The 26,980-nt window shown below is 61.4% G+C and carries 25 protein-coding genes; 15 read left to right on the top strand and 10 right to left on the bottom strand.

Annotated features, from left to right (window positions below):
• Positions 1-15: 15 nt before the first annotated feature.
• Both BN1136_RS17710 and BN1136_RS17705 read right to left on the bottom strand, forming a co-directional pair.
• Positions 16-864: an alanyl-tRNA editing protein gene (locus BN1136_RS17710; RefSeq protein WP_043757728.1), complete on the bottom strand. Its 849-nt coding sequence runs from the start codon at positions 862-864 to the stop codon at positions 16-18.
• A 111-nt stretch (positions 865-975) separates the two neighbouring features.
• Positions 976-2,199 carry an Nramp family divalent metal transporter gene (locus BN1136_RS17705; protein ID WP_043757730.1) on the bottom strand — a complete coding sequence of 408 codons (1,224 nt, stop codon included), beginning with the start codon at positions 2,197-2,199 and terminating at the stop codon, positions 976-978.
• A 242-nt stretch (positions 2,200-2,441) separates the two neighbouring features.
• On the opposite strand from BN1136_RS17705, the gene rpsF reads away from it, so the two are divergent.
• The 4 genes from rpsF (at position 2,442) to BN1136_RS17685 (ending at position 4,448) form a co-directional block, all read left to right on the top strand.
• Positions 2,442-2,828: a 30S ribosomal protein S6 gene (gene rpsF / locus BN1136_RS17700; RefSeq protein ID WP_005331771.1), complete on the top strand. Its 387-nt coding sequence runs from the start codon at positions 2,442-2,444 to the stop codon at positions 2,826-2,828.
• Between the two features lie 32 nt (positions 2,829-2,860).
• Positions 2,861-3,091, top strand: a complete 231-nt coding sequence (rpsR, locus tag BN1136_RS17695) for a 30S ribosomal protein S18 (RefSeq protein ID WP_005313392.1) — start codon at positions 2,861-2,863, stop codon at positions 3,089-3,091.
• Between the two features lie 52 nt (positions 3,092-3,143).
• On the top strand, positions 3,144-3,590 hold the full coding sequence (gene rplI / locus BN1136_RS17690) for a 50S ribosomal protein L9 (protein ID WP_043757734.1): 447 nt from the start codon (positions 3,144-3,146) through the stop codon (positions 3,588-3,590).
• Positions 3,591-3,704: 114 nt separating this feature from the next.
• Positions 3,705-4,448, top strand: a complete 744-nt coding sequence (locus BN1136_RS17685; RefSeq protein ID WP_043757737.1) for a ferredoxin--NADP reductase — start codon at positions 3,705-3,707, stop codon at positions 4,446-4,448.
• Positions 4,449-4,502: 54 nt separating this feature from the next.
• Here the strand turns inward: BN1136_RS17685 and BN1136_RS17680 are convergent, their stop codons facing one another.
• Both BN1136_RS17680 and BN1136_RS17675 read right to left on the bottom strand, forming a co-directional pair.
• Positions 4,503-4,838, bottom strand: coding sequence for a hypothetical protein (locus tag BN1136_RS17680; RefSeq protein WP_043757739.1), 336 nt, complete (start codon positions 4,836-4,838; stop codon positions 4,503-4,505).
• An 18-nt stretch (positions 4,839-4,856) separates the two neighbouring features.
• Positions 4,857-5,153, bottom strand: a complete 297-nt coding sequence (locus BN1136_RS17675) for a hypothetical protein (RefSeq protein ID WP_043757742.1) — start codon at positions 5,151-5,153, stop codon at positions 4,857-4,859.
• Between the two features lie 258 nt (positions 5,154-5,411).
• Between BN1136_RS17675 and BN1136_RS17670 the strand changes: the two genes are divergently transcribed.
• On the top strand, positions 5,412-6,416 hold the full coding sequence (locus BN1136_RS17670) for a hypothetical protein (RefSeq protein ID WP_043757745.1): 1,005 nt from the start codon (positions 5,412-5,414) through the stop codon (positions 6,414-6,416).
• Positions 6,417-6,464: 48 nt separating this feature from the next.
• Here the strand turns inward: BN1136_RS17670 and BN1136_RS20055 are convergent, their stop codons facing one another.
• Complete coding sequence (locus tag BN1136_RS20055) at positions 6,465-6,632, bottom strand: hypothetical protein (protein WP_167576551.1); 168 nt, start codon at positions 6,630-6,632, stop codon at positions 6,465-6,467.
• Between the two features lie 56 nt (positions 6,633-6,688).
• Here BN1136_RS20055 and BN1136_RS17665 point away from each other — a divergent pair, with 56 nt between their 5' ends.
• Genes BN1136_RS17665 through gshA form a run of 4 tightly spaced genes read left to right on the top strand, consistent with a single transcriptional unit; the run spans position 6,689 to position 12,592 of the window.
• Positions 6,689-7,663, top strand: coding sequence for an NADP-dependent oxidoreductase (locus BN1136_RS17665; RefSeq protein ID WP_043809011.1), 975 nt, complete (start codon positions 6,689-6,691; stop codon positions 7,661-7,663).
• Positions 7,660-8,097, top strand: a complete 438-nt coding sequence (locus tag BN1136_RS17660) for a YqaA family protein (RefSeq protein ID WP_043757748.1) — start codon at positions 7,660-7,662, stop codon at positions 8,095-8,097. The genes BN1136_RS17665 and BN1136_RS17660 overlap by 4 nt, the downstream gene beginning before the upstream one ends.
• Positions 8,098-8,123: 26 nt before the next feature.
• The gene (locus tag BN1136_RS17655; RefSeq protein WP_043757752.1) at positions 8,124-10,937 is read left to right on the top strand and encodes a M16 family metallopeptidase; all 2,814 of its coding nucleotides are present in this window, start codon (positions 8,124-8,126) and stop codon (positions 10,935-10,937) included.
• A 59-nt stretch (positions 10,938-10,996) separates the two neighbouring features.
• A complete protein-coding gene (gshA, locus tag BN1136_RS17650) occupies positions 10,997-12,592 on the top strand; it encodes a glutamate--cysteine ligase (protein ID WP_043757754.1) in 1,596 nt (531 codons plus the stop codon).
• 115 nt (positions 12,593-12,707) lie between these two features.
• On the opposite strand, the gene BN1136_RS17645 is transcribed toward gshA, so the two are convergent.
• Together BN1136_RS17645 and aspA are read right to left on the bottom strand one after the other, a co-directional pair.
• Entirely contained in the window at positions 12,708-14,027 is a 1,320-nt protein-coding gene (locus tag BN1136_RS17645) for an anaerobic C4-dicarboxylate transporter (RefSeq protein WP_043757758.1), read from the bottom strand.
• 126 nt (positions 14,028-14,153) lie between these two features.
• Positions 14,154-15,596 carry an aspartate ammonia-lyase gene (aspA, locus tag BN1136_RS17640; RefSeq protein ID WP_043757761.1) on the bottom strand — a complete coding sequence of 481 codons (1,443 nt, stop codon included), beginning with the start codon at positions 15,594-15,596 and terminating at the stop codon, positions 14,154-14,156.
• Positions 15,597-16,043: 447 nt separating this feature from the next.
• Between aspA and BN1136_RS17635 the strand changes: the two genes are divergently transcribed.
• Entirely contained in the window at positions 16,044-16,520 is a 477-nt protein-coding gene (locus BN1136_RS17635; RefSeq protein ID WP_043757763.1) for an FxsA family protein, read from the top strand.
• Positions 16,521-16,542: 22 nt separating this feature from the next.
• Here BN1136_RS17635 and BN1136_RS17630 read toward each other — a convergent pair whose 3' ends face one another.
• Positions 16,543-17,877 (bottom strand): MATE family efflux transporter, encoded by a 1,335-nt coding sequence (locus BN1136_RS17630; RefSeq protein ID WP_231557911.1) that lies wholly within the window; start codon positions 17,875-17,877, stop codon positions 16,543-16,545.
• Between the two features lie 243 nt (positions 17,878-18,120).
• Between BN1136_RS17630 and BN1136_RS17625 the strand changes: the two genes are divergently transcribed.
• The 5 genes from BN1136_RS17625 (at position 18,121) to BN1136_RS17605 (ending at position 22,890) form a co-directional block, all read left to right on the top strand.
• The gene (locus tag BN1136_RS17625) at positions 18,121-18,414 is read left to right on the top strand and encodes a co-chaperone GroES (RefSeq protein WP_005309514.1); all 294 of its coding nucleotides are present in this window, start codon (positions 18,121-18,123) and stop codon (positions 18,412-18,414) included.
• 41 nt (positions 18,415-18,455) lie between these two features.
• Positions 18,456-20,090: a chaperonin GroEL gene (groL, locus tag BN1136_RS17620; RefSeq protein ID WP_043757770.1), complete on the top strand. Its 1,635-nt coding sequence runs from the start codon at positions 18,456-18,458 to the stop codon at positions 20,088-20,090.
• A gap of 95 nt (positions 20,091-20,185) precedes the next feature.
• Positions 20,186-20,683, top strand: coding sequence for a putative pterin-binding protein (locus BN1136_RS17615; RefSeq protein ID WP_043757773.1), 498 nt, complete (start codon positions 20,186-20,188; stop codon positions 20,681-20,683).
• Between the two features lie 28 nt (positions 20,684-20,711).
• Positions 20,712-22,643: a putative bifunctional diguanylate cyclase/phosphodiesterase gene (locus BN1136_RS17610; RefSeq protein ID WP_043757777.1), complete on the top strand. Its 1,932-nt coding sequence runs from the start codon at positions 20,712-20,714 to the stop codon at positions 22,641-22,643.
• 58 nt (positions 22,644-22,701) lie between these two features.
• On the top strand, positions 22,702-22,890 hold the full coding sequence (locus BN1136_RS17605; RefSeq protein ID WP_043757779.1) for a hypothetical protein: 189 nt from the start codon (positions 22,702-22,704) through the stop codon (positions 22,888-22,890).
• An 83-nt stretch (positions 22,891-22,973) separates the two neighbouring features.
• Here BN1136_RS17605 and rluA read toward each other — a convergent pair whose 3' ends face one another.
• A complete protein-coding gene (rluA, locus tag BN1136_RS17600) occupies positions 22,974-23,630 on the bottom strand; it encodes a bifunctional tRNA pseudouridine(32) synthase/23S rRNA pseudouridine(746) synthase RluA (protein ID WP_043757781.1) in 657 nt (218 codons plus the stop codon).
• A 122-nt stretch (positions 23,631-23,752) separates the two neighbouring features.
• On the bottom strand, positions 23,753-26,620 hold the full coding sequence (gene rapA / locus BN1136_RS17595) for an RNA polymerase-associated protein RapA (RefSeq protein ID WP_043757784.1): 2,868 nt from the start codon (positions 26,618-26,620) through the stop codon (positions 23,753-23,755).
• Positions 26,621-26,980: the final 360 nt, after the last annotated feature.

Genomic DNA, 26,980 nt, shown 5'->3' with positions numbered 1-26,980 from the left:
GGCCCGGCGCCTGGCTCAGGGGGTGACCCGGGTGGTGAGGATGAACCCCTCTTCACAGGGGGCCAGTTGCACCTGTACCTGCCCCAGTTCGGCCAGGCTGCCCACATGGGTGCCGCCGCAGGGAATGGTCAGCTCTCGTTCTTCCAGCACACCATGCCAGTAGCGCGAGTCGATGATGGCCTCGCCGGCCCGGCTGCGGCGGATCTCGCCCCCCGCGGCCAGCCAGTCGGCGAGCTGCCGGTTGACCTGATCTTCCACCTGCGCCAGCTCCGCCAGCAGGGCCTCGCCGTTGACCCCCTTCTTGCGCAGGCTCTTGCCGATACGGTACTGCTCGCGGGAGCCGAGAGGCTCGACCCGGGAACTCTGGATGGCGAGGCGATCGAAGTCGGGCTGATCCAGGGCGTCCCGCTCGCTCACCTCCTTGCGCCAGTAGGGGGTGAGCACCCGGTTGAGGGCGAGGGCAACCAGATGGCAGGCGCTGTGACCCAGGCTCAGGGCATGGCGTGCCTCGGCATCCACCTTCAGTGCTACTTGCGTGCCGATAGCAAGCTGGTGGGAACCGGCGAGGGGATGCACCACCACGAAAGCCCAGCCCTCGGCGCCCCGCTTGACCGGGATGGCCTGATCCACGAACAGCTCGCCTGCCGGGCTGATGGCCCCCATGCGGCAGGGGCCGACGCTCGCCTCGCCCCCCTCCCAGTGCACCGTGCCCTGGTCCCCGGGTTGATCGGGCCAGAGGTGGCTCTGGGGATGAAAGGGGGTGAGATCGGTGACGAGCAGGGTGGGTTCCCCCTGCTCGCAATAGATGACGCTGGCCTGTTCCTGATGATGACCCAGCACGAAGCTGACCCGGGTATGTTCCATGGCAGGGCTCCCGCAACGATTAATAGGAAGGAAAAGCGGCAGCATACGCGAAAGTGCGAAGAGGCTCATTAACCGGTGTTAACGAGCCTCCAGCAGGGGCAGGGCAAGGCGCTAGATCATGGTGACCAGCAGGTAGGCGTTGAGGCCTATCACCAGGGTGACGATGAGGCGCCCCATGGCCTGGATCAGCGAGTGATTGCGATGCTCCCCCATCAGGGCGCGATCGCCGGTCAGGATCAGCAGGGGAATGAGCGCGAGCGCGATGCCGAAGCTCAGGATCACCTGGCTCAGCACCAGGATCTCCGTGGTGTTGAGCCCCATGGCGATCACCACGAAGGCGGGGGCCATGGTGATGGCCCGGCGCAGCCAGAGCGGGATGGTGAAGCGCACGAACCCCTGCATCACCACCTGGCCGGCCAGGGTGCCCACCACGGTGGAGGAGATGCCGGAGGCGACCAGGGAGAGGCCGAACAGGGTGGCGGCGGCCGGCCCCAGCAAGGGGGTGAGGGTCTGGTAGGCGGTTTCCAGCGCCGCCACCTGCTGGTTGCCCGAGGCGTGGAAGGCGGCCGCGGCCATGGCCATCATGGCCAGGTTGACGAAACCGGCGATGGTCATGGCGATGGCCACGTCGACCCGGGTGCTGTGCAGTCGCTGGTGGACTGATCCCTTGTCATGGGTGTGCTGGGTCAGTGCCGAGTGCAGGTAGATGACGTGGGGCATCACGGTCGCCCCCAGCAGGCCGGCAGCCAGATAGACGGCATCCCCGTTGGGCAGACCGGGGAAGAGGGCGCCCTCCAGCAGGCTGGGCAGGTGGGGGCGGGAGAAGACGAGCTCGACGATGTAGGCGGCAGCGACGAACAGCAGCAACCCGCCCACCACGAACTCCAGCGGCTTCTGACCGCGGGACTGCAGCATCAGGATGCCCCAGGTGACCACGGCGGTGATGCAGGCACCCTCCAGCAGGGTGACGCCGAAGAGCAGCTTGAAGCCGACCGCAGCCCCGATAAATTCTGCGAGGTCCGTGGCCATGGCGATGATCTCCGCCTGCACCCAGTAGGCCCAGACGGCCGGTCTGGGCAGCCTGTCGCGGATATGTTCCGCCAGATTCTTGCCGGTGACGATGCCGAGCTTGGCGGACAGCGTCTGTACCAGCACGGCCATCAGGTTGGCCCACACCACCACCCAGAGGAGCTGGTAGCCGAAGGTGGAGCCTGCCTGGATATTGGTGGCGAAGTTGCCCGGATCTATGTAGCCGATGGCGGCGATGAAGGCGGGCCCGAGCAGGGTCAGCTTGAATTTTCGGGCCGGAATGGCCGTGGTCACTGCGGGTTGCATGCTGTCATCCTCCATGGGGATATGAGGAGAGCATAGATCTAAGTGATAATTATTATCAATTGAAGTTTTGCATCAAGGTGATAGAGAAAAACATCTGTTGACGCCAGTTGCAGTTGCAGTGGCTGAGGCGATTTCGTACAATACGCCGCCCTAGAAAGCAGCGTCTAAACACCACTATGTTCCTTGCCTCCGAGGTCTGGCTGCACCTGGGCGGAGGCTGAATTAATCCGTAAGGAGCTAAAATGCGTCATTACGAAATCGTCTTCATGGTTCATCCGGACCAGAGCGAGCAAGTACCTGGCATGATCGAGCGTTACACCGGCGCTATCACCACCGCTGGTGGCACCATTCATCGCCTGGAAGATTGGGGCCGTCGTCAACTGGCTTACCCGATCGACAAGCTGCACAAGGCTCACTATGTTCTGATGAACGTAGAAGCTGAGCAGGCCGTTATCGATGAGCTGGAAACCAACTTCCGCTTCAACGATGCCGTTATCCGCAACATGATCATGCGCACCAAGCACGCCGTGACTGAAGTTTCTCCGATGGCCAAGGCCAAGGAAGAGCGCTTCACCCGTCGTGACGACGAGCGTCGTGAAGATGCTGTTGAAGCATCTTCCGAAGAGTAATTCTTAGATCACCGCATTAGAGGATAAAGGCCATGGCACGTTATTTCCGTCGTCGTAAGTTCTGCCGCTTCACCGCCGAGAACGTTACCGAGATCGACTACAAAGATATCGTTACTCTGAAAAACTACGTCACTGAATCTGGCAAGATCGTACCGAGCCGTATCACCGGTACCCGCGCCAAGTATCAGCGTCAGCTGGCACGCGCCATCAAGCGTGCTCGTTACCTGGCTCTGCTGCCGTACACCGATCTGCACAACAAGTAAGAATCGGTCCGGCGCTTACGCCTAACTCAACGAAATTTATAGAGGAAAGGTAATGCAAGTTATCCTGCTCGATAAGATCGCCAAACTGGGCGGTCTGGGTGACCAAGTTTCTGTTAAAGCTGGTTATGCCCGTAACTACCTGATCCCGCAAGGCAAAGCTGTTATGGCCACCAAGGCCAACATCGAAGCCTTCGGTGCTCGCCGCGCTGAGCTGGAAGCCAAACTGGCTGCCAACAAGGCTGCTGCCGAAGAGCGCGCTGCCAAGCTGGCCGAACTGGCTACCGTGGTTATCGCCTCCAAGTCTGGCGACGAAGGCAAGCTGTTCGGTTCCATCGGTACCCGTGACGTGGCTGAAGCCATCACTGCTGCCGGCGTAGCCGTTGCCAAGAGCGAAGTCCGCATGGGCAACGTTCTGCGTAACACCGGTGAGTACGAAGTTGCCGTTCAGCTGCACGCTGACGTCAAGGCAACCGTACAAATCCAGGTTGTTGCTCTGTAATAGCGTCTCGCTTTGCAGAAAAAACCCGCGCACTTGCGCGGGTTTTTTTCTTTTTGAATCAAGCGGGGATCAAAGGGTAGAGTGAAGGTTCCGTTCCTCTGAAGGAGAACCTTTATGGCTGCCTGGGTTGAAGGTCGGGTCATCGATCGCATCGAGTGGACCCCCACTCTGTTCTCCCTGCGGGTAGAGGCAGAACTTGCCCCCTACAAGGCAGGACAATTCACCAAGCTGGCCCTGCAACGGGGCGAACAGCGGATCCAGCGGGCCTATTCCTTCGTCAATCCCCCCGACATGCCCTACCACGAGTTTTATCTGATCGAGATCCCGAATGGCGAGCTGAGCCCCTCCCTGGGTGCCCTGCAGGTGGGGGATTCCGTGCTGGTGCAGTCCCAGGCGACCGGTTTTCTGACGCTGGACGAGGTACCGGCCGGGCGGGATCTCTGGCTGCTCTCCACCGGTACCGCCATCGGTCCCTTCCTCGCCATGCTGGCACAAGGGGAGGCCTTCGAGCGCTTCGAGCATCTGGTGCTGGTTCACGGGGTACGTACGGGAGAAGAGCTCACCTATCAGTCGCTAATCGCCAGTTTTTCCGAGCGCTACGGCGCCCGTTTCTCCTATGTGCCCTTTGTCAGCCGCGAGTTCTGGCCTGAGGCCATGGTCGGCCGGATCCCGGCCGCCATCACCAGTGGCCAACTGCAGGAACGGGTGGGTCTCACGTTTTCCCCAGAACAGAGTCAGGTGCTGATCTGCGGCAATCCCGACATGGTGAAGGAGACCCAGCAGACCCTGATTGGGATGGGGTTGGCCAAGAACCTGCGACGAACCCCCGGCAACATCAGCGTGGAAAATTACTGGTAGGCAGCATGCGAACAGGGGCCAATGGCCCCTGTTTCACGCTGACCGATTGCCCGATCAGTGTTTCTTGTTGCCTTTGTCCTTGGACTTGTTGTGACCCTGGCCCGGGTTGTTGCCGCTGTGGATGCTGCGGTTGTAGTGATCCCGGTATTTGCCATCGATCTTGTCGCAATTGAGCTTGAGTCTGCTGTCACCTATGCCGAGATCCAGGCAGTTGTGCTGCCACCAGTCGTACTCCTTGTCATCCCAGTCGACGTTCAGCTTCACGTTGTCGGTGGAGATACGGATGCCATCGCCATCTTTGGAGTGAGGGGGAGCAGCAAATGCGGCGCCATTGACCAGCAGCAGGGAGAGCAGCAGGGCGTGTTTGTTGAGCAGGAATTTGTGAGTCATGGCGAGAATTCTCCTTGGTTACTGGTCGTTGCCCGTGTCGACTGGGATCTGGTTGGTGCTGGGAGGATGATTGCGCTGCTCTGTGTCATCGAGATCGACCTTCATTCCCCGGCATTCAGAAGGGATCACATCGTTCATGCCCAGATCGAGGCAATCGGCTTGTGACCAGTGATATTGCTTGTCATCCCAGTCCAGGTTGAAGGTAAGCGCATCGACGGAGAACGCTGAACCGCCCTCTTCTTCATACTGTGACATGGCCTTGGCCGCGCCGGTAACCAGAAGAAGGGAGAGTAACAAGGTAGTCGTTCTGTTCATGATGGCCTCGGTTGATTGTCATTGCGGGTCAGTCTATTCCAGCCGGGCTGAATCCGGACGGAACCGTGCCCCATCTCATCATATTATTCAGTTCGGCAAGAAAGTGTACCGGCTTTTTGTTGTCGATTTGTCCGTTTTGGTCGCACTCTGGGCAGCTGATCGTCCATATGCGGGAATTCGGGGATTTGCCCTTCTCTCCGGGGGCTCGCTGACTATAATCGGCAGCCAACTTTTCCTGCACGTTGCACCCTTTTTATCATGACCACACAGGTTTCTGCCGTACTGCGCTATCCCAAGGGGTGGTTTGCCCTCACCACAGTGTACAGTTTTACCGGGCTGGCCATTCTGGCCTCCATCGTCTTCTCCCTGTTGCTGTTTCTCTCCATCGATGACAACCCGCTGATGAAGTGGCTGTTCGGCGGTCTGGCCATCATCTTCGAGCTGGGCAAGTTCTATGTCTGGTACGAATACGGTGAGTGCAAGGCGCGGCGGGATCTGGGGGGCGCCTTCTGGTCGCTGCTCTTCTACTGCGTGCTGGCCGCCATCTCCATCGGCGGCAGCATCGGTGGCATCAACAGCGCCACCAACACCATCCTGAACCAGCAGGCGCGCCATGAGCGGGAGATCGCCCGCTTCGATGAACAGATCGCCAGCATAGAGCGGCAGATCCAGCTCAACGAGGAGGCGGCTCGCAAGTACATCGAGATGGCGCGGATCTCCAGCGGTGTCAACGGCTTGCAGCAGGCCAATACCAAACTCAGGCTGCGTCAGGACGAGCTGCGCCAGGAGCGGGACGCCAAGCCGCTGGGGGAGCAATCCTCCATGCTGGGGCTGATGAGCAGCCTGGCGGACGGGGTGGGCATGAGCATCAGCCAGGTGCAGTTCCTGCTGGTCTGTTTCCTCTCCGTGTTGCTCGATGCGTTTGGTGCCTTCTTCGTCAGTCTGATCGGCGAGGAGAACCGCTTTCGCCGCAGCTGGCTCTGGCAGCGAGAGCGGGAACAGGCGGAGGCCAGACGCGCAGAGCCGGCGCCGGTGCCGGCAATGCCGGTGGTGGCAAGCCGACCGGAACCCGAGCCGGCGGTGGTGGCCCAGGTGCGGGATGCGCTGGAGAGCGGCGAGCTCAAGTGCAGCAAGCGCAAGGTGGCCGAGGCCCTGTCACTGTCCCTGGAGGAGGTCGACAGGGTATTCCAGCACCTGCTGGCACTGGGGGTGCTGGGGCAGGGCAGCAACCGTCACTATCATCTCAACCAGCAAGCGGGTTGAGCATGGGCCACCCTCGGGTGGCCTTCTTATTGACCCGTGGGCACGGCGTCAGTGGGTGAGCACCATCATCAGGCTGAGGAAGGCGGCAAGCCCGCCACCGATGGCGATGATCCAGTAAAACCCCTTTGCCCCCTGCTTGAGCGGGATGCGGAAGTAGAGCAGAAACGCCCACCACCCCAGCGCCAGCAACAGAGGGATAAGAAACATTCGAGCCATGGTGTCCTCGCTGTTATTCTGTTGACCCTTGATCAATCAACAGGATGGATTGTGCAATGACGCAGCTTCAGATTACCGCATTCGGCGACCCCTCGGTACTCAGGCTCAACCCTTCCCTGGACAAGGTGCCCGCCGAGGGCGAGGTCCGGGTACGCATCTGCTTTGCGGGGGTCAACCCCATCGATGCGAAGACCCGGGCCGGCCTCGGCTGGGCGGCAGCCCAGAACAAGGACAACCTGCCCTGGACGCCGGGCTACGACGTCTCCGGCTTGGTGGAGAAGGTGGGGCCCGGTGTCACCGTGCTGGCCGAAGGGGATCGGGTGTGCGGCATGGTGGGGTTCCCGCTCTCGGCCGGTGGCTATGGCGAGTCCGTGGTGGTGCGTGAAGAGGAGCTGGTCAAGCTGGACGGGGTCAGTCTCAGGCAGGGGGCGGCGCTGCCGCTGGCGGGCCTGACCGCCTGGCAGGGTCTGTTCGAGCACGGCGGCCTCAAGGCCGGGCAGAAAGTGCTGATCCTGGCCGGGGCTGGCGGCGTCGGTCACCTGGCGGTGCAGTTTGCCAGTGCCTATGGCGCCGAGGTGCTGGTCACGGCCAGCCGTGACAACCACAGCTTCCTGCACGGTCTGGGGGCCAGCCAGATGATGGACTACCACGACGCCGACTGGCCCGCCCAGGTGGTGGCCGAGGGGCCCGTGGATCTGGTGCTGGACCTGGTGGGAGGCGAGAGCGGCAAGGCCGCCCTTGCCTGCGTCAGGTCGGGGGGCCGGCTGGTGACGGTGCCGACCATCACGGCCCAGCAGATCAAGGACGCGGGGGCCGGGCTCGGGGTCGAAGTACTCGGCATGCTGGTCCATCCAGATCAGAAGCAGCTGACCCAGATGCTGATGTTGCTGCGTCAGGGGGAGGTGCAGATCACCGTCTCCGGCGAATTCCCCCTGGCGGAAGGGGCGCTGGCCCACCATGCCATCGAGGATGGCCATGTTCGCGGCAAGCTGCTGCTGCGCATGCCCGCCGCCGACGGCCAGCCGGGATGAGCGAGCTCAGCGAAATGGGGCTCGGCTGGCTGTTTCTGAGCGCCTTCACCTCGGCCACCCTGCTGCCCGGCAGCTCTGAAGTGCTGCTGGGGGCCATGGCAACCCGGGGGGAGTGGAGCATGGCCAACCTGTTGCTCTGGGCGACGCTGGGCAATACCCTGGGCTCCATGACCACCTGGTGGCTCGGCTGGCTCGCCACCTACAAGAAAAAACCGGAAGATTTTCAAGGCCGTGGGGAACAAAAGGCGCTCTCCTGGCTCAAACGTCATGGCCACTGGTGTCTGCTGCTCGCCTGGACACCCGTGGTCGGCGATGGTCTCTGTCTGCTGGCCGGCTGGCTGCGCCTCTCCTTCTGGCGCTCCCTCATCTTGATCGGGCTCGGCAAATTGCTTCGTTATGCCCTGGTGTTTCTGCTGGCCAGTCAGATCCTCTAGCCCTTTTTGTCACTCACGAGGTAACCGTGAACAAACTCATTCCATTAAGCCTGCTGATGGGCTTCACACTGCCGGCCCTGGCGGCTCCGACCCTGGTGTCGGAGCAGGTCAAGCAGGAAGGCAAGCTCGGCATTCCCTACCAGATGTACCGGCTCGACAACGGCCTGACCGTGATCCTGGCACCTGACAAGTCCGATCCCTTGGTGCATCTGGACGTCACCTATCACGTCGGCTCCTCCCGCGAGACGGTGGGCAAGTCCGGGTTCGCCCACTTCTTCGAGCACATGATGTTCCAGGGCTCCAAGCACGTGGGGGATCAGGAGCACATGCGGATCATCAACGAGGCCGGCGGTGACATGAACGGCACCACCAACCGGGATCGCACCAACTACTACGAAACCGTGCCGGCCAACCAGCTGGAGAAGGTGCTCTGGCTGGAGGCGGATCGCATGGGCTTCCTGCTCGACGCAGTGAGCCAGAAGAAGTTCGAGATCCAGCGTGCCACCGTCAAGAACGAACGGGCCCAGCGCATCGACAACCAGCCCTATGGCCTGGTGGGCGAGAGGGTGGGGGAGGCGCTCTATCCGCGCACCCATCCCTACTCCTGGCAGCCCATCGGCTATGTGGAAGATCTCGACCGGGTCGACGTGAACGACCTCAAGCAGTTCTTCCTGCGCTGGTATGGTCCGAACAACGCCACCCTGACCCTGGGGGGTGACTTCGATACCAAGCAGGCCCTGGCCTGGATCGAGCAGTATTTCGGCCCCATTCCCCGTGGGCCCGAGGTGGCCAAGCCGACGCCACAGCCCGCGACTTTGCCAGAGACCCGCTACGTGACGCTGGAAGACAAGGTGCACCTGCCGCTGCTCTATGTCAGCTACCCGACCGTGTCGCTGGGTGATCCGCAGGAGCCGGCGCTGGACATCTTCGCCGACGTGCTCGGCGGCTCCGCCAGTTCCATGCTCTACCAGTCCCTGGTCAAAACCGGTAAGGCCATCGAAGTGGGGGCCTCCCACTCCTGCGAGGAGCTGGCCTGCACCCTGGCGGTCTATGCCTATCCGAACCCTGCGGTGGATGGCAGCCTCAAGACCCTCAAGGGGGAGGTGGACAAGGTGATCGGCGAGTTTGCCCGGCGTGGCATCAAGCCGGCGGATCTGGAGAAGGCCATCAGCAGCTATCGCGCCTCCGCCATCTGGGGCCTCGACAGCATCGAGGGCAAGGTGAGCCAGCTGGCCATGGGCCAGGTGCTGGCCCGGGATCCCGACTATGTGTTCAAGAACCTGGACGCCATCGCCCGGGTCAAGGGGTCTGATGTCCAGGCCGCCTACGACAAGTTCATCGCGAACAAGCCCGCCGTGGTGCTGAGCGTGGTACCCAAGGGCAAGACGGATTGGCAGGTCGCCAAACCCAACTTCACTCCTGCCAAGCGCGAGCTGCCTGACTACAGCAAGCATGGGGAGGCGCTGGCCGAGCGACCGGTGAAAGACAGCTTCGACCGCAGCGTGCAGCCCAAGGCGGCTGAGGCGGTGAGCGTCAAGGTGCCTGCCATCTGGCACGGCAAGCTCGACAAGAACATCGAGATCATCGGCACCCGGAGCGACGAGATCCCCGCGGTCTCCATCATGATCGCCCTGCCGGGGGGCATCCGGGCCGAAGGCAAGGGAGAGCTGGGGCTTGCCAGCCTCACCGCCGCCATGCTGGAGCAGGGCACGAAGCGCCTCTCCGAGGCCGAGCTCAGCGACGAGCTGCAAAAGCTCGGGGCCAGCATCAGCGTCTCCAGCGCCCAGTACAACAACCTCATCACCATCAGCAGTCTGGTGGACAAGCTGCCCCAGACCCTGGATCTGGTGCGCGAGGTGCTGCTGCAGCCCGGCCTGCGGGAGGCGGACTTCGAGCGTCTCAAGGCGCAGACGTTGCAAGGGATGAAGCAGAGCGAACAGCAGCCCGAGTGGCTGGCGGGCCAGGCCTTCCGCGAGCTGGTCTATGGCAAGGACAATCGCCTCGGCCAGCCCACAGACGGGGTGCTGGCAGATGTGGAGAAGCTGACCCTGGCGGACGTGAAGCGCTTCTATCAGCACTATTACAACCCGACCAACGCCAAGGTGGTGGTGACCGGGGACGTGACGGCTCAGCAGGTAGAATCCGGTCTCGCCTTCCTGACCCAGTGGCAGGGGGCAGTGCCGACTCTGGGGGATCTCAAGCCCAGGGGCGATCAGGCCAAGCCCGGCATCTATCTGGTGGACAAGCCGGGGGCACCCCAGTCGGTGATCCGCATCGGCCGCCGGGCCATGGCGTTCGACACCACGGGTGACTACTTCATCGCGAACCTGATGAACTTCAACCTGGGCGGCAACTTCAACAGCCGCATCAACCTGAACCTGCGGGAAGACAAAGGCTACACCTATGGGGCGAGCTCCGGTTTCCAGGCCAACCGCGAGGCGGGCGTGTTCGCCACCGGCGCCAACGTGCGGGCCGATGCGACCGTGGATGCCATCCGCCAGTTCCTCAAGGAGATGGACGGTTATCGTGCGAGCGGGCCGACCCCGGTGGAGCTGGCCTACATGCGCAGCGCCGTCTCCCAGCAGGATGCGCTTTCCTACGAGACGCTCGGCCAGAAGGCGGGCTTCCTGCTGCAGATGATCATGTATGACCTGAAGCCGGACTATGTGCAGGCCCAGAACAACCTGATCAAGACGGTGTCACCCGAGACGCTAAAGGCCAGTGCGGCCCGCTGGCTGGATCCGTCCGACATGGTGATTGTGGTGGTGGGGGACAAGCAAAAGCTTGAAAAACCCCTGAGCGAGCTTCATCTTCCCATCTATCCACTGCAACTCCCCTGAGGGGCGTCGCAAAAAATGAGTGCCGTCCCAGGTGGGGCGGCCATACATGAGCCGTGAATATGACCACTACTAGCTTGTCGTTCACCGAGTTGCTGGCTGCGCTGGGCACCCCGGAGCGGGTGACCGCCCTCAAGGGGATCCGGCGCGGGATCGAACGCGAATGTCTGCGCATCACCCCGCAAGGGACCCTGGCCCAGACCGATCACCCCAGAAGCCTGGGGTCGACCCTGACCCATGCCAATATCACCACCGACTACTCGGAGAGTCTGCTGGAGTTCATCACCCCGGCGACCGACTCCATCGAGAGTCTGATCGAGCAGCTCGGCGACATCCACCGCCACACCATCCACCACCTGGGGGAGGAGCGGATCTGGCCCCTCTCCATGCCCTGCTTCGTCGGTGACGAGGAGAGCATTCGCCTTGCCCAGTACGGCAGCTCCAACATCGGGCGGATGAAGACCCTCTATCGCCAGGGGTTGAAGAATCGCTACGGCAGCCTGATGCAGGTGATCGCCGGGGTGCACTTCAACTTCTCCATGCCGGACAGCTTCTGGTGCGAGTGGCAGGATCTGGTGGGCGAGGGCTGCTGCAGCCAGCGCTTCATCTCCGACAAGTACATGGGGCTTATTCGCAACGTCTACCGCTTCGGCTGGCTGGTGCCCTACCTGTTCGGTGCTTCGCCAGCCATCTGCGACTCCTTCCTCAAGGGGCGCAAGAGCAACCTGCCGTTCCAGAAGACCGGCAAGGGGACCCTCTACCTGCCTTATGCCACGGCGCTGCGCCTGTCGGATCTCGGCTACACCAACAGCGCCCAGGCGGGGCTCAAGATCAGCCACGACAGCCTGCCGGCTTATGTCAGCAGCCTGCGCCGCGCCATCAACACCCATGATCCCGAGTTCGCCAAGATCGGGGTCAAGGTGAACGGCGAGTACCGCCAGCTCAACGACAACGTGTTGCAGCTGGAGAACGAGCTGTACGCCCCCATCCGGCCCAAGCGCACCCCGCGCAGCGGCGAGAAGCCCTCGGATGCTCTGGAGCAGCGTGGCATTGAGTACATAGAGCTGCGCACCGTGGACGTGAACCCCTTCACCCCGTTCGGCATCGAGGTGGACCAGATCCGCTTCTTCGACCTCTTCCTGGTCTGGTGCCTGCTGCGTCCGTCCCCCGTCCTTACCGACGAGGAGGTGGCCCGCAACCGCCGCAACCAGAACAAGGTGGTGCTGGAGGGGCGTCGTCCCGGCCTCGAGCTGGAGGATGAGCAAGGCAACCCCATCGGCCTCAAGGAGTACGGTCTCAAGCTGTTCGACGAGCTGGATCAGGTGGCGGAGCTGCTGGATCGCTGCTGTGGTCGCAACCGCTACCGCGAGACGCTGGCCATCCACCGCGAGAAGCTGCTCGACCCCGAGCTGACCTACTCCGCCCGTCTGCTCAGACAGCTGCTGGAAAGCGGCCGGGACAACGGCTGCTTCGGCGACGAGCTGGCGAGCCGCTACCGGGAGGAGATGCTGGCAGGGGAGCTGCAGTACTGGGACGAGGCTTACTTCGCCGGCGAGGCGAGGGACTCCCTGGCCAAGCAGCGGGAGCGCGAGCGCAGCGACAGCCTGTCGTTCGACGACTTCCTGGCGGACTATTTCGGTACCCGCCAGCCCGGCTGATGCATGCCTCTGCGATGAGAGCCGCCCACCCCGGGCGGCTTTTTTATGGACTGTCTGTGACGAGCGGACACAAAAAACGGCCCCGAAGGGCCGTTTTGCATGGGGCGGTTTCCCGTCAGAGGATGAGGCCCCCGAAGAAGAAGCCCAGGGCCACTGCCATGGCGATGGTGGTCACACCCGGGATGAAGAAGGGGTGGTTGAACACCGCCTTGCCGATGCGGGTGGAGCCGGTGTCATCCATTTCGACTGCAGCCAGCAGGGTCGGGTAGGTCGGCAGCACGAACAGGGCGCTGACGGCGGCGAAGGAGGCGATGGCGGCCAGCGGGCTGACACCCAGTGCCAGTGCAGCCGGCATCAGGGCCTTGGTGGTGGCACCCTGGGAGTAGAGCAGCATGGAGGAGAAGAACAGCACCACGGCCAGCAGCCAGCTGTACTGGCTCAGCAGATCGCCGGCGAAGGCCTGGATCTCGACCATGTTGCCCTTCACGAAGACGTTGCCCAGCCAGGCCACGCCCAGTACGCAGATACAGGCGGACATACCGGACTTGAAGGTGGGCATGTTGGTGATCTGGGCGGCGTCCAGCTTGCAGAACAGCACCATCAGGGTGGCGGCGGAGAGCATGATGCCCATGATGGCACCGTCACGGGGGATCGGCGGATTGCTGATGAGGCCCACGTTGCCGGAGATGGCGGTGGCATAGGCCATCACGGCCACGATGGCGGCGACGAAGATGCCGACGGAGAGCTTGGCATAGGGTTTGAGTTCAATCTGGCTGGTGCCGCGCAGCTTGATCAGACCCTTGGCCTTGCGCTCCAGATAGACTTCATCCTGCTCCAGAGGCTTGCCCAGCAGGTTGGCGATGAAGGCCCCCAGCAGACAGGCGATGAAGCTGGACGGGATGCAGATGGCCAGCAGGGTCAGGTAATCCACGCCCAGCGGCTCCAGCATGCCGGAGAAGGCGACCACGGCCGCGGAGATGGGGGAGGCTGTGATGGCGATCTGGGAGGCGACGACCGCGATGGAGAGCGGACGGGACGGGCGAATGCCCTGCTCCTTGGCCACTTCGGCGATCACCGGCAGGGTGGAGAAGGCAGTGTGACCGGTACCGGCCAGCATGGTCATCAGGTAGGTGACGACCGGGGCGGCGAAGGTGATGTGCTTGGGATTCTTGCGCAGGGCTTTCTCGGCCAGGTGCACCAGATAGTCCATGCCGCCGGCCAGCTGCATGCAGGCGATGGCGCAGATAACGGACGCGATGATCATGATCACGTCCCAGGGCAGATAGGTCACCAGCTGATCGCTCGGGATGGGCATGCCCAGCCCCCAGGTCAGTACCAGCACCCCCAGACCACCGGCGAAGCCGATGCCAATGCTGCCTATCCGGGCCCCCAGATAGATAGCGGCGAGCACGACAAGTAACTCGATTCCAATCATAGCGAACACTCCATTTTCCAGTTTTTTTGGTCTTGTTAGGCTGAAAAGCCAATTCCCGACGGACTCGGAGGGGGTCGCTCGGGAATTGACTCTATGGGCCGGGATGATCCCGGCCCATGTATTCGCTTATACGGTGGCTTCGCGGGTGTAGCGCTTGGCCTTGTATTGCGGGTTCATCAGGTTCTCGATGGAGAGGATCTCGTCCAGCTGCTCGGCGGTCAGCAGGCCGCGCTCCAGCACGACTTCGCGGACGTTCTTGCCGGTCTGGGCGCAGATCTTGCCGACGATGTCGCCTTCATGGTGGCCGATGAAGGGGTTGAGGTAGGTCACGATGCCGATGGAGTTCAGCACGTGGTTCATGCAGATGTCCGGGTTGGCGGTGATGCCTTCCACGCACTTCTCGCGCAGGGAGATACAGGCCTTCTCCATCAGACTCAGGGATTCGAACATGGCCTGGCCGATCACCGGCTCCATGACGTTCAGCTGCAGCTGACCGGCTTCGGCGGCGAAGGTGATGGTGACGTCGTTGCCGAAGACCTTGAAGCAGGACTGGTTGACCACTTCAGGGATGACCGGGTTGACCTTGGCCGGCATGATGGAAGAGCCAGCCTGCATTTCCGGCAGGTTGATCTCTTTGAGCGCGGTGCGCGGGCCGGAGGAGAGCAGACGCAGGTCGTTACAGATCTTGGAGAGCTTCATGGCCAGGCGTTTGACCGCGCCGTGCAGCATCACGTAGGCGCCGCAGTCGGAGGTCGCTTCGATGAGATCCTCTGCCGGGACGTAGGCGCGACCGGTGATCTCGGCCAGGCGCTTGATGGCCAGGGCGGAATACTCGGGCGGGGTGTTCAGGCCGGTACCGATGGCGGTGGCACCCAGGTTCACTTCCAGCAGCAGCTCCTGGCAACGCTTGATGGACTTGATCTCTTCACGCAGGGTGACGGCGAAGGCGTGGAACTCCTGACCCAGGGTCATGGGCACGGCGTCCTGCAGCTGGGTACGACCCATCTTCAGGATGCTCTTGAACTCGGCGGCCTTGGCGTCGAAGGCGGCGATCAGGCTTTCCAGGGCAAACAGGGTGGTGTCGGTGCTGTTGACCACGGCCACGCGGAAACCGGTGGGGTAGGCATCGTTGGTGGACTGGCACTTGTTGACGTGATCGTTCGGGTTGATGACGTCGTAGCGACCCTTCTCCAGTCCCATCAGTTCGAGGGCGATGTTGGCCAGCACCTCGTTGGTGTTCATGTTGACGGAAGTACCGGCGCCGCCCTGATAGACGTCAACCGGGAACTGGTCGAAGCACTTGCCGGTGTTGAGCATCAGGTCACAGGCTTCGATGATCTTGTCGGCGATCTCGGGACGGATGGTGCCCAGCTCGCCGTTGGCCAGCGCAGCGGCCTTCTTGGTCAGGACCATGCCGCGGACAAATTCGGGAACGTCAGAAATCTTCTGAGTGCTGATCTTGAAGTTCTCGACGGCGCGCAGGGTGTGCACACCGTAGTACATGTCGTTGGAAACTTCTTTGGTACCCAGCAGGTCTTCTTCAATGCGGACGTTCTTGATGTCACTCATTGTAATGCCTCAGAAATCAGATAAATGGAAACGATCCTCACCGAGTGGTCGCGACTTCCCTACGCACATATCATCCTGAAGCACCACACATCGGGTGGGGCAGTTGGGAGCCAGGCTCCCTGTGCTATGACTGGTGTTGATCTTACCTCAATTGGGGTATCTGGTATTAGACCTGGATCACTAAATTTGAGACAACCTCAAATAACTTGTGGTCATTAAACAGATATTGCAATTGAGCGATTTACTTTGACAGAACAATCACTTCAATCCCAGTTGGTGGGGAAAATATTTCTCCGAAGTCCCGATGCAGCCAGGGAAGGGGCTTGAAAAATGGCCAGTGACCCCCATCTAGTTGACAGGAGACCCGCACGCCTGTGTGTCGGCATGAGCCCTGCTGTGCCGACGCGCCCTGTTCGGGACCATTTTATTCATCGTACCGAGGTTGCTATGGGCAAGTTGTTACTGTTGTTGGTTGGCCTGATATTGCTGGAGCTCACCGTGATGATCGAGGTGGGGTCTGTGATCGGCGCCTTGCCCACCGTCGGCTTGCTGGTGCTGACCGCGGTGCTGGGTTCGTCCCTGGTGCGCAGCGAGGGGATCAAGACACTGTTCAGCGCCCAGCAGAAGATGCAGCAGGGCGAGATGCCGGGTCGTGAGGTGATGGGCGGCATGATGCTGGCACTGGCCGGCTTGCTGTTGATCATTCCCGGCTTCGTGACCGACTTCTTCGGCATTCTGCTGCTGCAACCCTGGCTGCGCAACCGCCTGGCCGACAAGCTGATCGGCAGCAATCAGTTCAGGATGCAGATGGGAGGCTTTGGTGCCCGCCAGCAGCCGTTCGAATCCGCGCCTGGTGATGAGAGGCCTGGTCAATCTCCGCGCGGTGGCAACACCATAGAGGGGGAGTTCGAGCGCAAGGAGTAAGCCTTCATCCCGAGCGGCGACATCAGGTGGCCCCCTGATGGCACAGCCGCTCGAACCGGCGGTGGGCATAGCCCCAGGCCAACAGGCCCGCCGCCAGGTTCGCCAGCATGATCCCCAGATAGATCCCCTGTTCTCCCCCCAGCTTTGCCCCCAGCCAGGCCCCTGGCAGCAAGAAGACAAACAGCCTGATGCCGTTGAGCAGCAGCGACACTGTGGAGGCTCTGACCCCGTTGAGGGCCGACGCCAGCAGCATCACCATGCCCTGAAAACCGTATCCGATAGGGACCAGATGCAGGTAGAGCACGATCAGCCTGACCACCTGGGGATGATCGCTGAACAGGTTGGCGATGAAAGGGGCCAGCAGCCAGACGAGGCCGTAGACCCCGAGCTGGAACAGCAGGGCGAAGCGCATGCACAGCAACAGGGCCCCCTTGGCACGAGCCGGATTGCCCGCCCCGCAATTCTGTGAAATGAAGGGGGCCAGCACCGAGGAGAGCGCCATCATCACGATGAGCAGCAAGGCCTCCACCCGGGATGCGGCGCCATAGGCGGCCACGACTTCAGTCCCCAACCCGGCGAAGATCACCATCAGGATGGCGTTGGCCAGGGGATTGAGCATGTTGGTGAAGGAGGCCGGCACTGCCACATGGAGCAGGGCGCGCCAGTGGGCGAGCAGCTGTGGACGCGGGGAGAGGCGCCAGGTCAGCAGTTTTTCCCGCTTGCGCAGCAGGTGCAGGCTGACCAGCATGGCCATCAGCCAGGAGATCGAGGTGGCGATGGCAGCCCCGCGGATGCCCCATTCGGGGAAAGGGCCGGGCCCGAAGATGAGCAGGGGATCCAGCACGCCGTTGACCAGGCCGGCCACCCCCATCACCAGGCTGGGGGTCTTGGTGTCCCCCGTCGTGCGGATGGCGGCGTTGCCGACCATGGGCACGACCAGCAGGGGGACGGTCAGATACCAGATCAGCATGTAGTCGTGGATGAGTGAGATGAGCGCGTCACTGGCGCCGAGCAGGGTGAACAGGGGGGTAATGGTCAGAGCACCAAGTCCGGCGAGCAGGGTCACCAGCACGACGGCGAGGAAGAGGCAGTCGGTGGTGATGCGGGCCGCCTCGTCGTGGCGGCCCTGGCCCAGGGCATGGCCGAGCAGGGCGCACAGACCGGCCCCCAGTCCCATGGTGAGCGACGTCACCACGAAGGTGACCGGGAAGGTGAAGCTGATGGCTGCCAGTGCCTCGGTGCCCAGCATGCCGATGAAAAAGGTGTCGACCAGGTTGAAGGCCAGGATGGCCACGATGCCGAGGATCATGGGGCCCGTCATGCGCAGCAGCACTGGGGTCATGGGGGCGGTCAGCATGGGATTGGGTCGGCTCAAGGCAATGTCTCTAGGTGCTCAGGGCCTGAATGCTGGCCGTGTCCATCCGCCTTCCTGATTGGGGGTGGGTGATCCATCAAAGGTGTTCATAGTACGTGAAAATATTTTTTTTGTATTTGCCCTTGAAGGGCTACCCGTATTGCCCCAGATCAGGGGCATAACAAATTTGGCCGACTGCGGCCATTCCTCAAGCAACACTAGAGACTCATTTTGGGAGAGTTATCGATGAAAATTCGTCCACTGCACGACCGCGTCATCATCAAGCGCATCGAAGCTGAAGCCAAATCCGCTGGCGGTATCGTCTTGACCGGTACTGCGGCCCAGAAGTCCACCCGTGGTGAAGTTCTTGCCGTGGGGACTGGTCGGATTCTGGACAACGGGGATGTCAAGGCCCTCGCCGTCAAGGTGGGTGACAAGGTGATCTTCAACGAAGGCTACGGCGTGAAGACCGAGAAGCTGGATGGCCAGGACGTGCTGATCCTGTCCGAGACCGACATCCTGGCGATTGTCGAAGAGTAATCACTCCCCCTTTCCCCGAATTGATTTAAGGATTGAAGAACATGGCAGCTAAAGAAGTTAAGTTTGGCAACGAAGCTCGCATCAAAATGCTGGAAGGCGTCAACATCCTGGCCGATGCCGTCAAGGTGACCCTGGGCCCGAAAGGCCGCAACGTGGTGCTGGACAAGTCCTTCGGTGCCCCGACCATCACCAAGGATGGCGTCTCCGTTGCTCGCGAAATCGAGCTGGAAGACAAGTTCCAGAACATGGGCGCCCAGATGGTCAAGGAAGTCGCTTCCAAGGCCAACGACGCCGCCGGTGACGGTACCACTACCGCGACCGTGCTGGCTCAAGCCATCGTCAACGAAGGCCTGAAGGCCGTTGCCGCCGGCATGAACCCCATGGATCTGAAGCGTGGCATCGACAAGGCCGTGACCGCCGCCGTTGCCGAGCTGCAGGCGCTGTCCACTCCCTGTGCCGACAACAACGCCATTGCCCAGGTGGGTACCATCTCCGCCAACTCCGACGAGAAAGTGGGCAAGCTGATTGCCGAAGCCATGGACAAGGTCGGCCGCGACGGCGTGATCACCGTGGAAGACGGTCAGGGCCTGGAAGACGAGCTGGCCGTAGTGGAAGGCATGCAGTTCGATCGCGGCTACCTCTCCCCCTACTTCGTCAACAAGCCGGAAACCGGCTCCGTCGAGCTGGATGATCCCTTCATCCTGCTGGTGGACAAGAAAGTCTCCAACATCCGCGAAATGCTGCCGGTGCTGGAAGGCGTGGCCAAGGCGGGCAAGCCGCTGATCATCGTGGCCGAAGACGTGGAAGGCGAAGCGCTGGCTACCCTGGTGGTCAACACCATGCGCGGTATCGTGAAAGTCGCCGCCGTCAAGGCGCCGGGCTTTGGTGATCGTCGCAAGGCCATGCTGCAGGACATCGCCATCCTGACCGGCGGTACCGTGATCTCCGAAGAGGTGGGCATGGAACTGGAGAAGGCGACCCTGGAAGATCTGGGCCGTGCCAAGCGTATCGTCATCACCAAGGAAAACACCACCATCATCGATGGTGTGGGTGATGCCGCCCTGATCGAGAGCCGTGTGGCCCAGATCCGCCAGCAGATCGAAGAGACCTCCTCCGACTACGACCGTGAGAAGCTGCAAGAGCGCGTGGCCAAGCTGGCCGGCGGTGTTGCCGTGATCAAGGTGGGTGCGGCGACTGAAGTCGAGATGAAAGAGAAGAAAGCCCGTGTTGACGATGCCCTGCACGCCACTCGTGCTGCAGTGGAAGAAGGCGTGGTTGCCGGTGGTGGCGTGGCACTGGTGCGCGTGGCTGCCAAGCTGGTCGACCTGCGTGGTGACAACGAAGACCAGAACGTGGGTATCAAGGTTGCCCTGCGTGCCATGGAAGCGCCGCTGCGCCAGATCGTGATCAACGCCGGTGAGGAAGCCTCCGTCATCGCCAATGCCGTGAAGAACGGTGAAGGCAACTACGGTTACAACGCTTACACCGAACAGTACGGCGACATGCTGGCCATGGGTATCCTGGATCCGACCAAGGTAACCCGCTCCGCTCTGCAGTTCGCATCTTCCGTTGCCGGCCTGATGATCACCACCGAGTGCATGATCTCCGAGCTGCCGAAGAAAGATGCCCCTGCCATGCCTGATATGGGTGGCATGGGTGGCATGGGTATGATGTAATCCCGTTACCGTCATCAAACGGCTCGCTTTTGCGGGCCGTTTTTTTTAGTGCAGCTAAGCTGAAGTTATTGATACTCAAATCATCTGAGGTGAACATGCGATATTTAGGCCTGCTTCCGTTGCTCTTCTCCCTCCTCTTACCAGGTATGGTCCTGGCTGCGCCGCAGGGGCCGGTGATCCTCAAGCTGACTGGGGAGCTGGAATCTGCGGATCCGGGTGAAGGGGAGGCGCTGTTCGACATGGCGATGATCCAGGCGCTGCCACAACATGAAATCGTGACGAGCAATCCCTGGGTCGACAAGCCGCACAAGTATGTGGGGCCTAGGCTGGCGGACGTGCTGGCGGCGGTGAAGGCGAATGGCAAGAGCATCACGCTCACTGCTCTGAACAGTTTCCAGATCCGGATTAACTGGGATAAGGTCAAGCAATACGATCCTATCCTCGCATGGCAGGATGACGGTGTGACCATGCGGGTACGTGACAAGGGGCCCCTCTGGTTTATCCTGCCACTGGATCAGTATCCGGAACTCAAGCGTTCCGAGTTCACCGACATGATGATCTGGCAGCTGAGCGGGATCGATATTCAGCAGTAAAAGAGCTGGTGGCTTACGGGAGTCGTGGGTGAAAGCGAAGACCAGGGCTTGGCCCTTACTCGGCGTTCTTTATCTATCCATTCTGTTATTCACGGGTAGCACGCTGTATTGCCTGGTGCAGATACAGAATGCGACCCGGGTAATGGAAAAGTACACCTATGACGTCTCCTGGGCATTGATGCAGTTGCAGCTCGAGCTGGGCCGTTTTCTCAATGCCGTCGAGAGCTACCACTATGGCGGGATCGATCACGAAGGCCTGCTGCTGCGTTACGACATTCTGTGGAGCCGTACCCCCATTCTGCTGAGCGGGCAACTGCGCAAGAGTCTGGGGGACAACCCGAAGACGCTGCGGCTGGTGCAGCTGACCGAGGGGAATATCCGCAAGCTGGAGCCCGAGCTGGCCAAACTGAAACCGGGGACCGGGGACTACCAGCAGATCATGATGGCCCTTGCGCCTTTGCAGGAGCCGCTCTCCTACTCTCTCGCCTCCATGATGCAGAAGAACATCAACGTCTATTCGGGCAATGACAAGCGCTTCGGCCAGTTGCGCGACGCCTTGCTGTTCATGGTGTTGGGCCTGGTGATCTCGGTCATCCTGCTCAGTGGCCTGCTGGTGCGGGAGGCCAGACGCCATTTCCGGACTGCCCGGGTTGATCCGCTCACCGGCCTGCCCAATCGTCTGGCATTGCTGGAAAAGATGGATTCCTACGTCACCCGCGACACCGCCTTCGGTCTGGTGCTGGTCGACATCAACGACTTTCGGGACATCAACAGCAAGTTTGGCTACAACACCGGGGACATCCTGCTGCAGGAGCTGGCGAAGCGGTTGCGTAGCCTGTGCGAGAATGGCGAGTGGGTGGCGCGTCTCGGGGGAGACCAGCTTGCCATGCTGCAACGGGAGGGGAGCGATCTGCGCCAGGTCAGGGAGCTGGTGGCGAGGATCCTCCACTCCATCCGGCAAGACATCATCATCGACAACTACCCCTTCCGACTGGAGGTCGGTATCGGCATCGCCTTCTTCCCGACCGACAGCAATCAGACCCAGGAGCTGTTGAGCCGGGCGGAGCAGGCCTTGTCCCACAGCCGCAAGACCCACGTGCCCTATGTCATCTATGACAGCTCCCTGCTCAACGAGACGGCCAGACGCAAGCACCTGGCTTCTGACATGGTGATGGCGCTGGAGCACAACGCACTCGAGCTCTATTACCAGCCCATCGTCAATCTGGAGAACGGGCGCTGCGAGGCGGTCGAGGCATTGCTGCGCTGGCGTCATCCCGAGCTTGGGTTCATTCCACCCAACGAGGTGATCCAGGTGGCGGAAGAGTTCCAGCTGGCCGAGAAGCTGGGCAGCTGGGTTCTGAACACGGCGTGTGAACAGCTGCATCAGTGGCAGCATCTTGGCCTGGTGGATCTGCAGATGTGTGTCAACATCTCCCCCGGCATGTATCAGCGCAACCTGCTGAAGATGGTGGCGAGGGCCTTGATGGATCACCAGATCCCCGCTTCCTGTCTGGTGCTGGAGGTGACGGAAGACACCACCATGCGGGAAGTCAAAAACTCGCTGCAGTTGATGCAGGATCTCAGCCAGCAGGGTGTCCATCTGGCGCTGGATGACTTCGGAACCGGTTACTCGTCCCTCAGCTACCTGCAGAAGCTGCCGGTGAACAAGGTGAAGATCGATCGCTCCTTCATCCAGGGCATCGATACCTCTATCGAGGCGGCAGAGCTGGTGGCCAACATCTGCCGCATGGGGTCCATGCTGGGCAAGAAGCTGGTGTGTGAAGGGATAGAGACCCAGGGGCAGCTCGATGTGTTGCGCTCCCTGACCGACATTCATCTGTACGGGCAGGGTTATCTGTTCAGCCGCCCCGAGCACGCGGCCAAGGCTTATCAGACCCTGCTCGAGATGGAAGAGCGCTGGCTGGCCAGGCGCTCGCCCGACAAGGCATACCTGTTCTGAGCAATATGTCTCATGTCTGTCCCATGTTGGCCGATAGCCTCAGGGCAGGAGGTACACAATGGATATTTCTAGCTCTGCAAATGCGTCGTTTGGTTCTGCTCTGATGGTGGCCAGCCTGGCCAAGAAGCAGCAGACCCAGGAAGGCGAATCCGCACTGAAACTGCTGGAAACAGCAGCGCAGTCCGCTCCGGCAGCGCCGACATCGGCCAGCGCTTCCCTCGGAAGCCGAATCGATATCCGCGTCTGAGCGATAAAAAAGCCCCCATCGAACGATGGGGGCTTTCTTTTTATTCGGCGTTTATCGCGCGTTTCACCCGGATTGGATCAGGTTCATACCACAAAGGGGGCGGGGGCCTCGAAGGTCATTCGTTCGCCGCTGCGCGGGTGGCTGATGGTCAGGCTGGCCGCATGCAGATAGAGGTGCGGTGCCGCCGCCAACGCTTCCGGATGGGCGTAGAGGTTGTCCCCGAGGATGGGATGTCCCAGCTCCAGCATATGAACCCGTAGCTGATGGGAGCGACCCGTGATGGGGGTCAGCTTGATCAGGCTGTTGCCATTATCCACCTTCAGTTTCTGCCACAGGGTTAGGGCATGGCGCCCCTCCTCGAAGTCCACCTTCTGCTTCGGCCGGTTGGGCCAGTCGACGCAGAGCGGCAGATCCACTTCACCCGAATCCAGCTCAGGCTCGCCCCACACCCAGGCGAGATAGTGCTTCTCCGTCTCCCGCTCGCGGAATTGCCGGCTCAGCTCCCGGTGGGAGTTGGGGTTGAGGGGGATCACCAGCACACCTGTGGTCGCCATGTCGAGGCGGTGGGCCGCCGCTGCCTTGGGGTGCTGCTGTTTCACCCGATGGAGCACGCTGTCTTCATTCTCGGGGCCGCGCCCGGGGACGCTCAGCAGGCCAGTAGGCTTGTTGACCACCATGATGTCCTTGTCCTTGAACAGGATATCGAGCCAGGGTTCCAGGGGCGGTGAGTATTCAAACATAGCGTCTCGCATCTTTGGTCAAAGCGGGGGCAAGCCCCCATCAGTTATGGGTAACCACTTCAAAGCAGGGCATGGCATCCAGCTCTGGTCGGTATTGAGCAGAGGATGCCTTCACGGCCCTGTCAGTTATGAGTGACCACGATAAAGCGGATGGCATCCAGCTTGAGCTGGGTCTGGTCGATCAGGTGGTGCAATTCTGCCTGCAGGTTGCGCAGATAATCCAGTTCGCTGTCGCGCACGTTCGGATTGACCGCCTTGAGCGCCTCCAGACGATCCAGATCCTGCTGCAGGGTTTGCGCCATCTGGGCACGGGCCTTGTCGACGATCTCCGCCTTCAGCCCTTCGGCGATGGCCTGACCCTGACCGATAAGGCCGTGGATCGTGGGCTGGGAAGCGGTCACCAGCTTGCTGCCCAGGTGGCGGTTGACCGGAGTGAGCTGGCGGTTGAAAGCCTCGAAAGCCACCTTGTCGCCCAGATTGTTGCCGTTCTTGTCCATCAGCAGCCGGATCGGGGTTGGCGGCATGAAGCGGTAGAGCTGGGGATGGGCCGCAGACTCGGCCACAAAGATCAGCTCCAGCAGGATGGAGCCCACCGGCAGCGCCTTGTTTTTGAGCAGGGCCACCGAGGTGGCACCGATCTCGGAGCCGAGGATCAGGTCGATGCCGCCGCGCATCATGGGGTGATCCCAGGAGAGCAGCGCCAAGTCGTCCCGCGACAGGGCGGTGGCGCGATCGAAGGTGATGGTCATGCCGTCCTGGGGCAGGCCCGGGAAGCTTGGCACCAGCATGTGATCACCCGGTGTCAGCACCAGCGCGTTCTCGCCTCGGTCGTCCTGGTTGACGCCGATTTCGTCGAACATCTTGAGGGCGAAGGAGATCATGCTGGTATCGTCGTCTTCGGCGGCCAGCTTCTCGACCAGCTGCTGGGCGGCCTCGCCACCGCTGGAGTGGATTTCCAGCAGGCGATCACGTCCCTGTTCCAACCTGGCCTTGAGCGGTTCATGCAGTTCGCGGGTCTTGGCCAGAAGAGCCTCGAGCGTCTCCTGTTCGCCTGTGTTGGCGGCCAGCAGCTCGAACAGCTCGTCGCGCACCGCCTCGAACACCGGGCGGGCGGTCGGGCAGGTCTGCTCGAACGCATCCAGACCGTCGTGATACCAGAGCTGCAGGGCGCGCTGGGAGGTACCCTCCAGATAGGGAACGTGGATCTCGACCGTGTTCTGCTGGCCGATGCGATCCAGTCGGCCGATACGTTGCTCCAGCAGATCCGGGTTGAGGGGCAGATCGAACAGCACCAGATGGCTGGCAAACTGGAAGTTGCGGCCTTCGGAGCCGATCTCGGAGCAGAGCAGCACTTGGGCCCCCCCCTCTTGCTGGGCAAAATAGGCGGAAGCCTTGTCCCGCTCGAGGATGGACATCCCCTCATGGAAGACGGCGGCGCGGATCCCTTCGCGGGTACGCAGCGCCTCTTCCAGGGCGATGGCGGTGGCTGCCTCGGAGCAGATCACCAGCACCTTCTGCTGGCGGGCAGAGAGCAGCAGCTCCAGCAGCCAGTCGACACGGGGGTCGAACTGGGTCCAGCTGGCGTTGTCGCCTTCGAACTGCTGGAAGATCTTCTCAGGGTAGAGGTAGCGCAAGGCGCGGGTCTGCAGATCGCCGCCGTTGCCACCCATCATACCCATCACCTTGATGGCGGTCTTGTACTGCTCCGGCAGCGCCATGGGGTAGACGTTGAGGTGGCGCTCCGGGAAACCCTGAATGTTGGCGCGGCTGTTGCGGAACAACACGCGGCCAGTGCCGTGTTGATCCAGCAGCTTGGCGACCGCCTGCTGACGAGCTGCGGCATCGCTGAGATTCAGCCCATCCAGCTGGCCAGCCAGAATGTGCTTGGCGTTCTCGCTGAGAGTCTCGCCATCCAGCAGCTCCTGGGCGGCGCTCGCGACCTGACCGTAGGCCTGCTCTTCGGCGAGGAAGGCGTCGTAGTCGTAGAAACGCTCGGGGTCGAGCAGACGCAAGCGGGCGAAGTGGCTCTGGTGGCCCAGCTGATCCGGGGTCGCGGTCAGCAGCAGTACGCCCGGCACCTGTTCGGCCAGCGCTTCTACCATCTCATAGGCGCGGCTCGGTGCCTCCTCGCTCCACTCCAGGTGGTGCGCCTCGTCGACGACCAGCAGATCCCACTCTGCTTCCAGTACCTGTTCGAAGCGACGGCGCTTCTTGCGCAGGAAGTCGAGGCTGCAGATCACCAGCTGTTCGGTTTCGAAGGGATTCTCCGCATCGGCAAAGGCTTCGATGCAGCGCTCCTCGTCAAACAAGGAGAAGTGCAGGTTGAAACGGCGCAGCATCTCGACCAGCCACTGGTGCTGCAGGGTCTCGGGCAGCAGGATGAGCACACGATGGGCGCGGCCGGAGAGCAGCTGCTGATGGATGATCATGCCCGCTTCTATCGTCTTGCCGAGGCCCACTTCGTCGGCCAGCAATACGCGCGGGGCGTAGCGGTGACCCACTTCATGGGCGATATAGAGCTGGTGCGGGATCAGGCTGACCCGGCCACCGGCCAGACCACGGGTCGGATTGCGGCGACGCTTGTGCTGGTTGACCAGCGCCTCGTAGCGCAGGGTGAAGCGGGACATGCGATCGATCTGTCCGGCGAACAGGCGGTCCTGCGGCTTGTTGAATTTGATAAAGTTGTTGAGAAACACCTCTTTGAGGGCAACGGGCTCATCATTGTCGGTGCGAACACCTACATATATAAGCAGGCCGTCTTTCTCCTGCACTTCCTCGACCATCATGGTCCAGTCTTCATGACTGGCTATCTGATCGCCCACATTGAAGCTGACCCGGGTGACCGGCGCCTCTTCTTTGGCATACATGCGGTTTTCACCGGTAGCCGGAAACAACAGGGTAACCATGCGTCCTTCAACAGCAACGACAGTTCCCAAACCCAGATCCGTCTCTGTATCACTAATCCAACGCTGGCCAAGTGCAAAAGGCATTAAACTCTCCAAAGCCCAAGAGTGTGAGAATCGCAAAGGGGCGCTATGTTACCCGAAGGCTGAAGCCCGATCATCATGGTTATGGTGTTAGGGAAAGCCAAATCGATACATCCTTGATCTGTGGCCCTCCTACACCTACCAAGACGCAGCGAACGACTGCATACGAACCCCGGTCAGTGCACTTAAGCACCCATTCGATTGCTTTATGAGCGAACGCGCCGAGAATTCGAATTTTATGCGAAATTGCCCTTGCCAATCCGATCTGGCTCCCTATAATGCGCCTCCATCGACACGGCAAGCGGCAACGCAGAAAGCCAAGTTGGTAGCCTCGAAAAGCCTGTGAAAATAAGGCTTGACTCG

This window comes from Aeromonas taiwanensis, assembly GCF_000820165.1.
GTDB lineage: Bacteria > Pseudomonadota > Gammaproteobacteria > Enterobacterales > Aeromonadaceae > Aeromonas > Aeromonas taiwanensis.
Note: the sequence above shows the minus strand (reverse complement) of the source record. Positions and strands in the feature narration are given on the sequence as shown.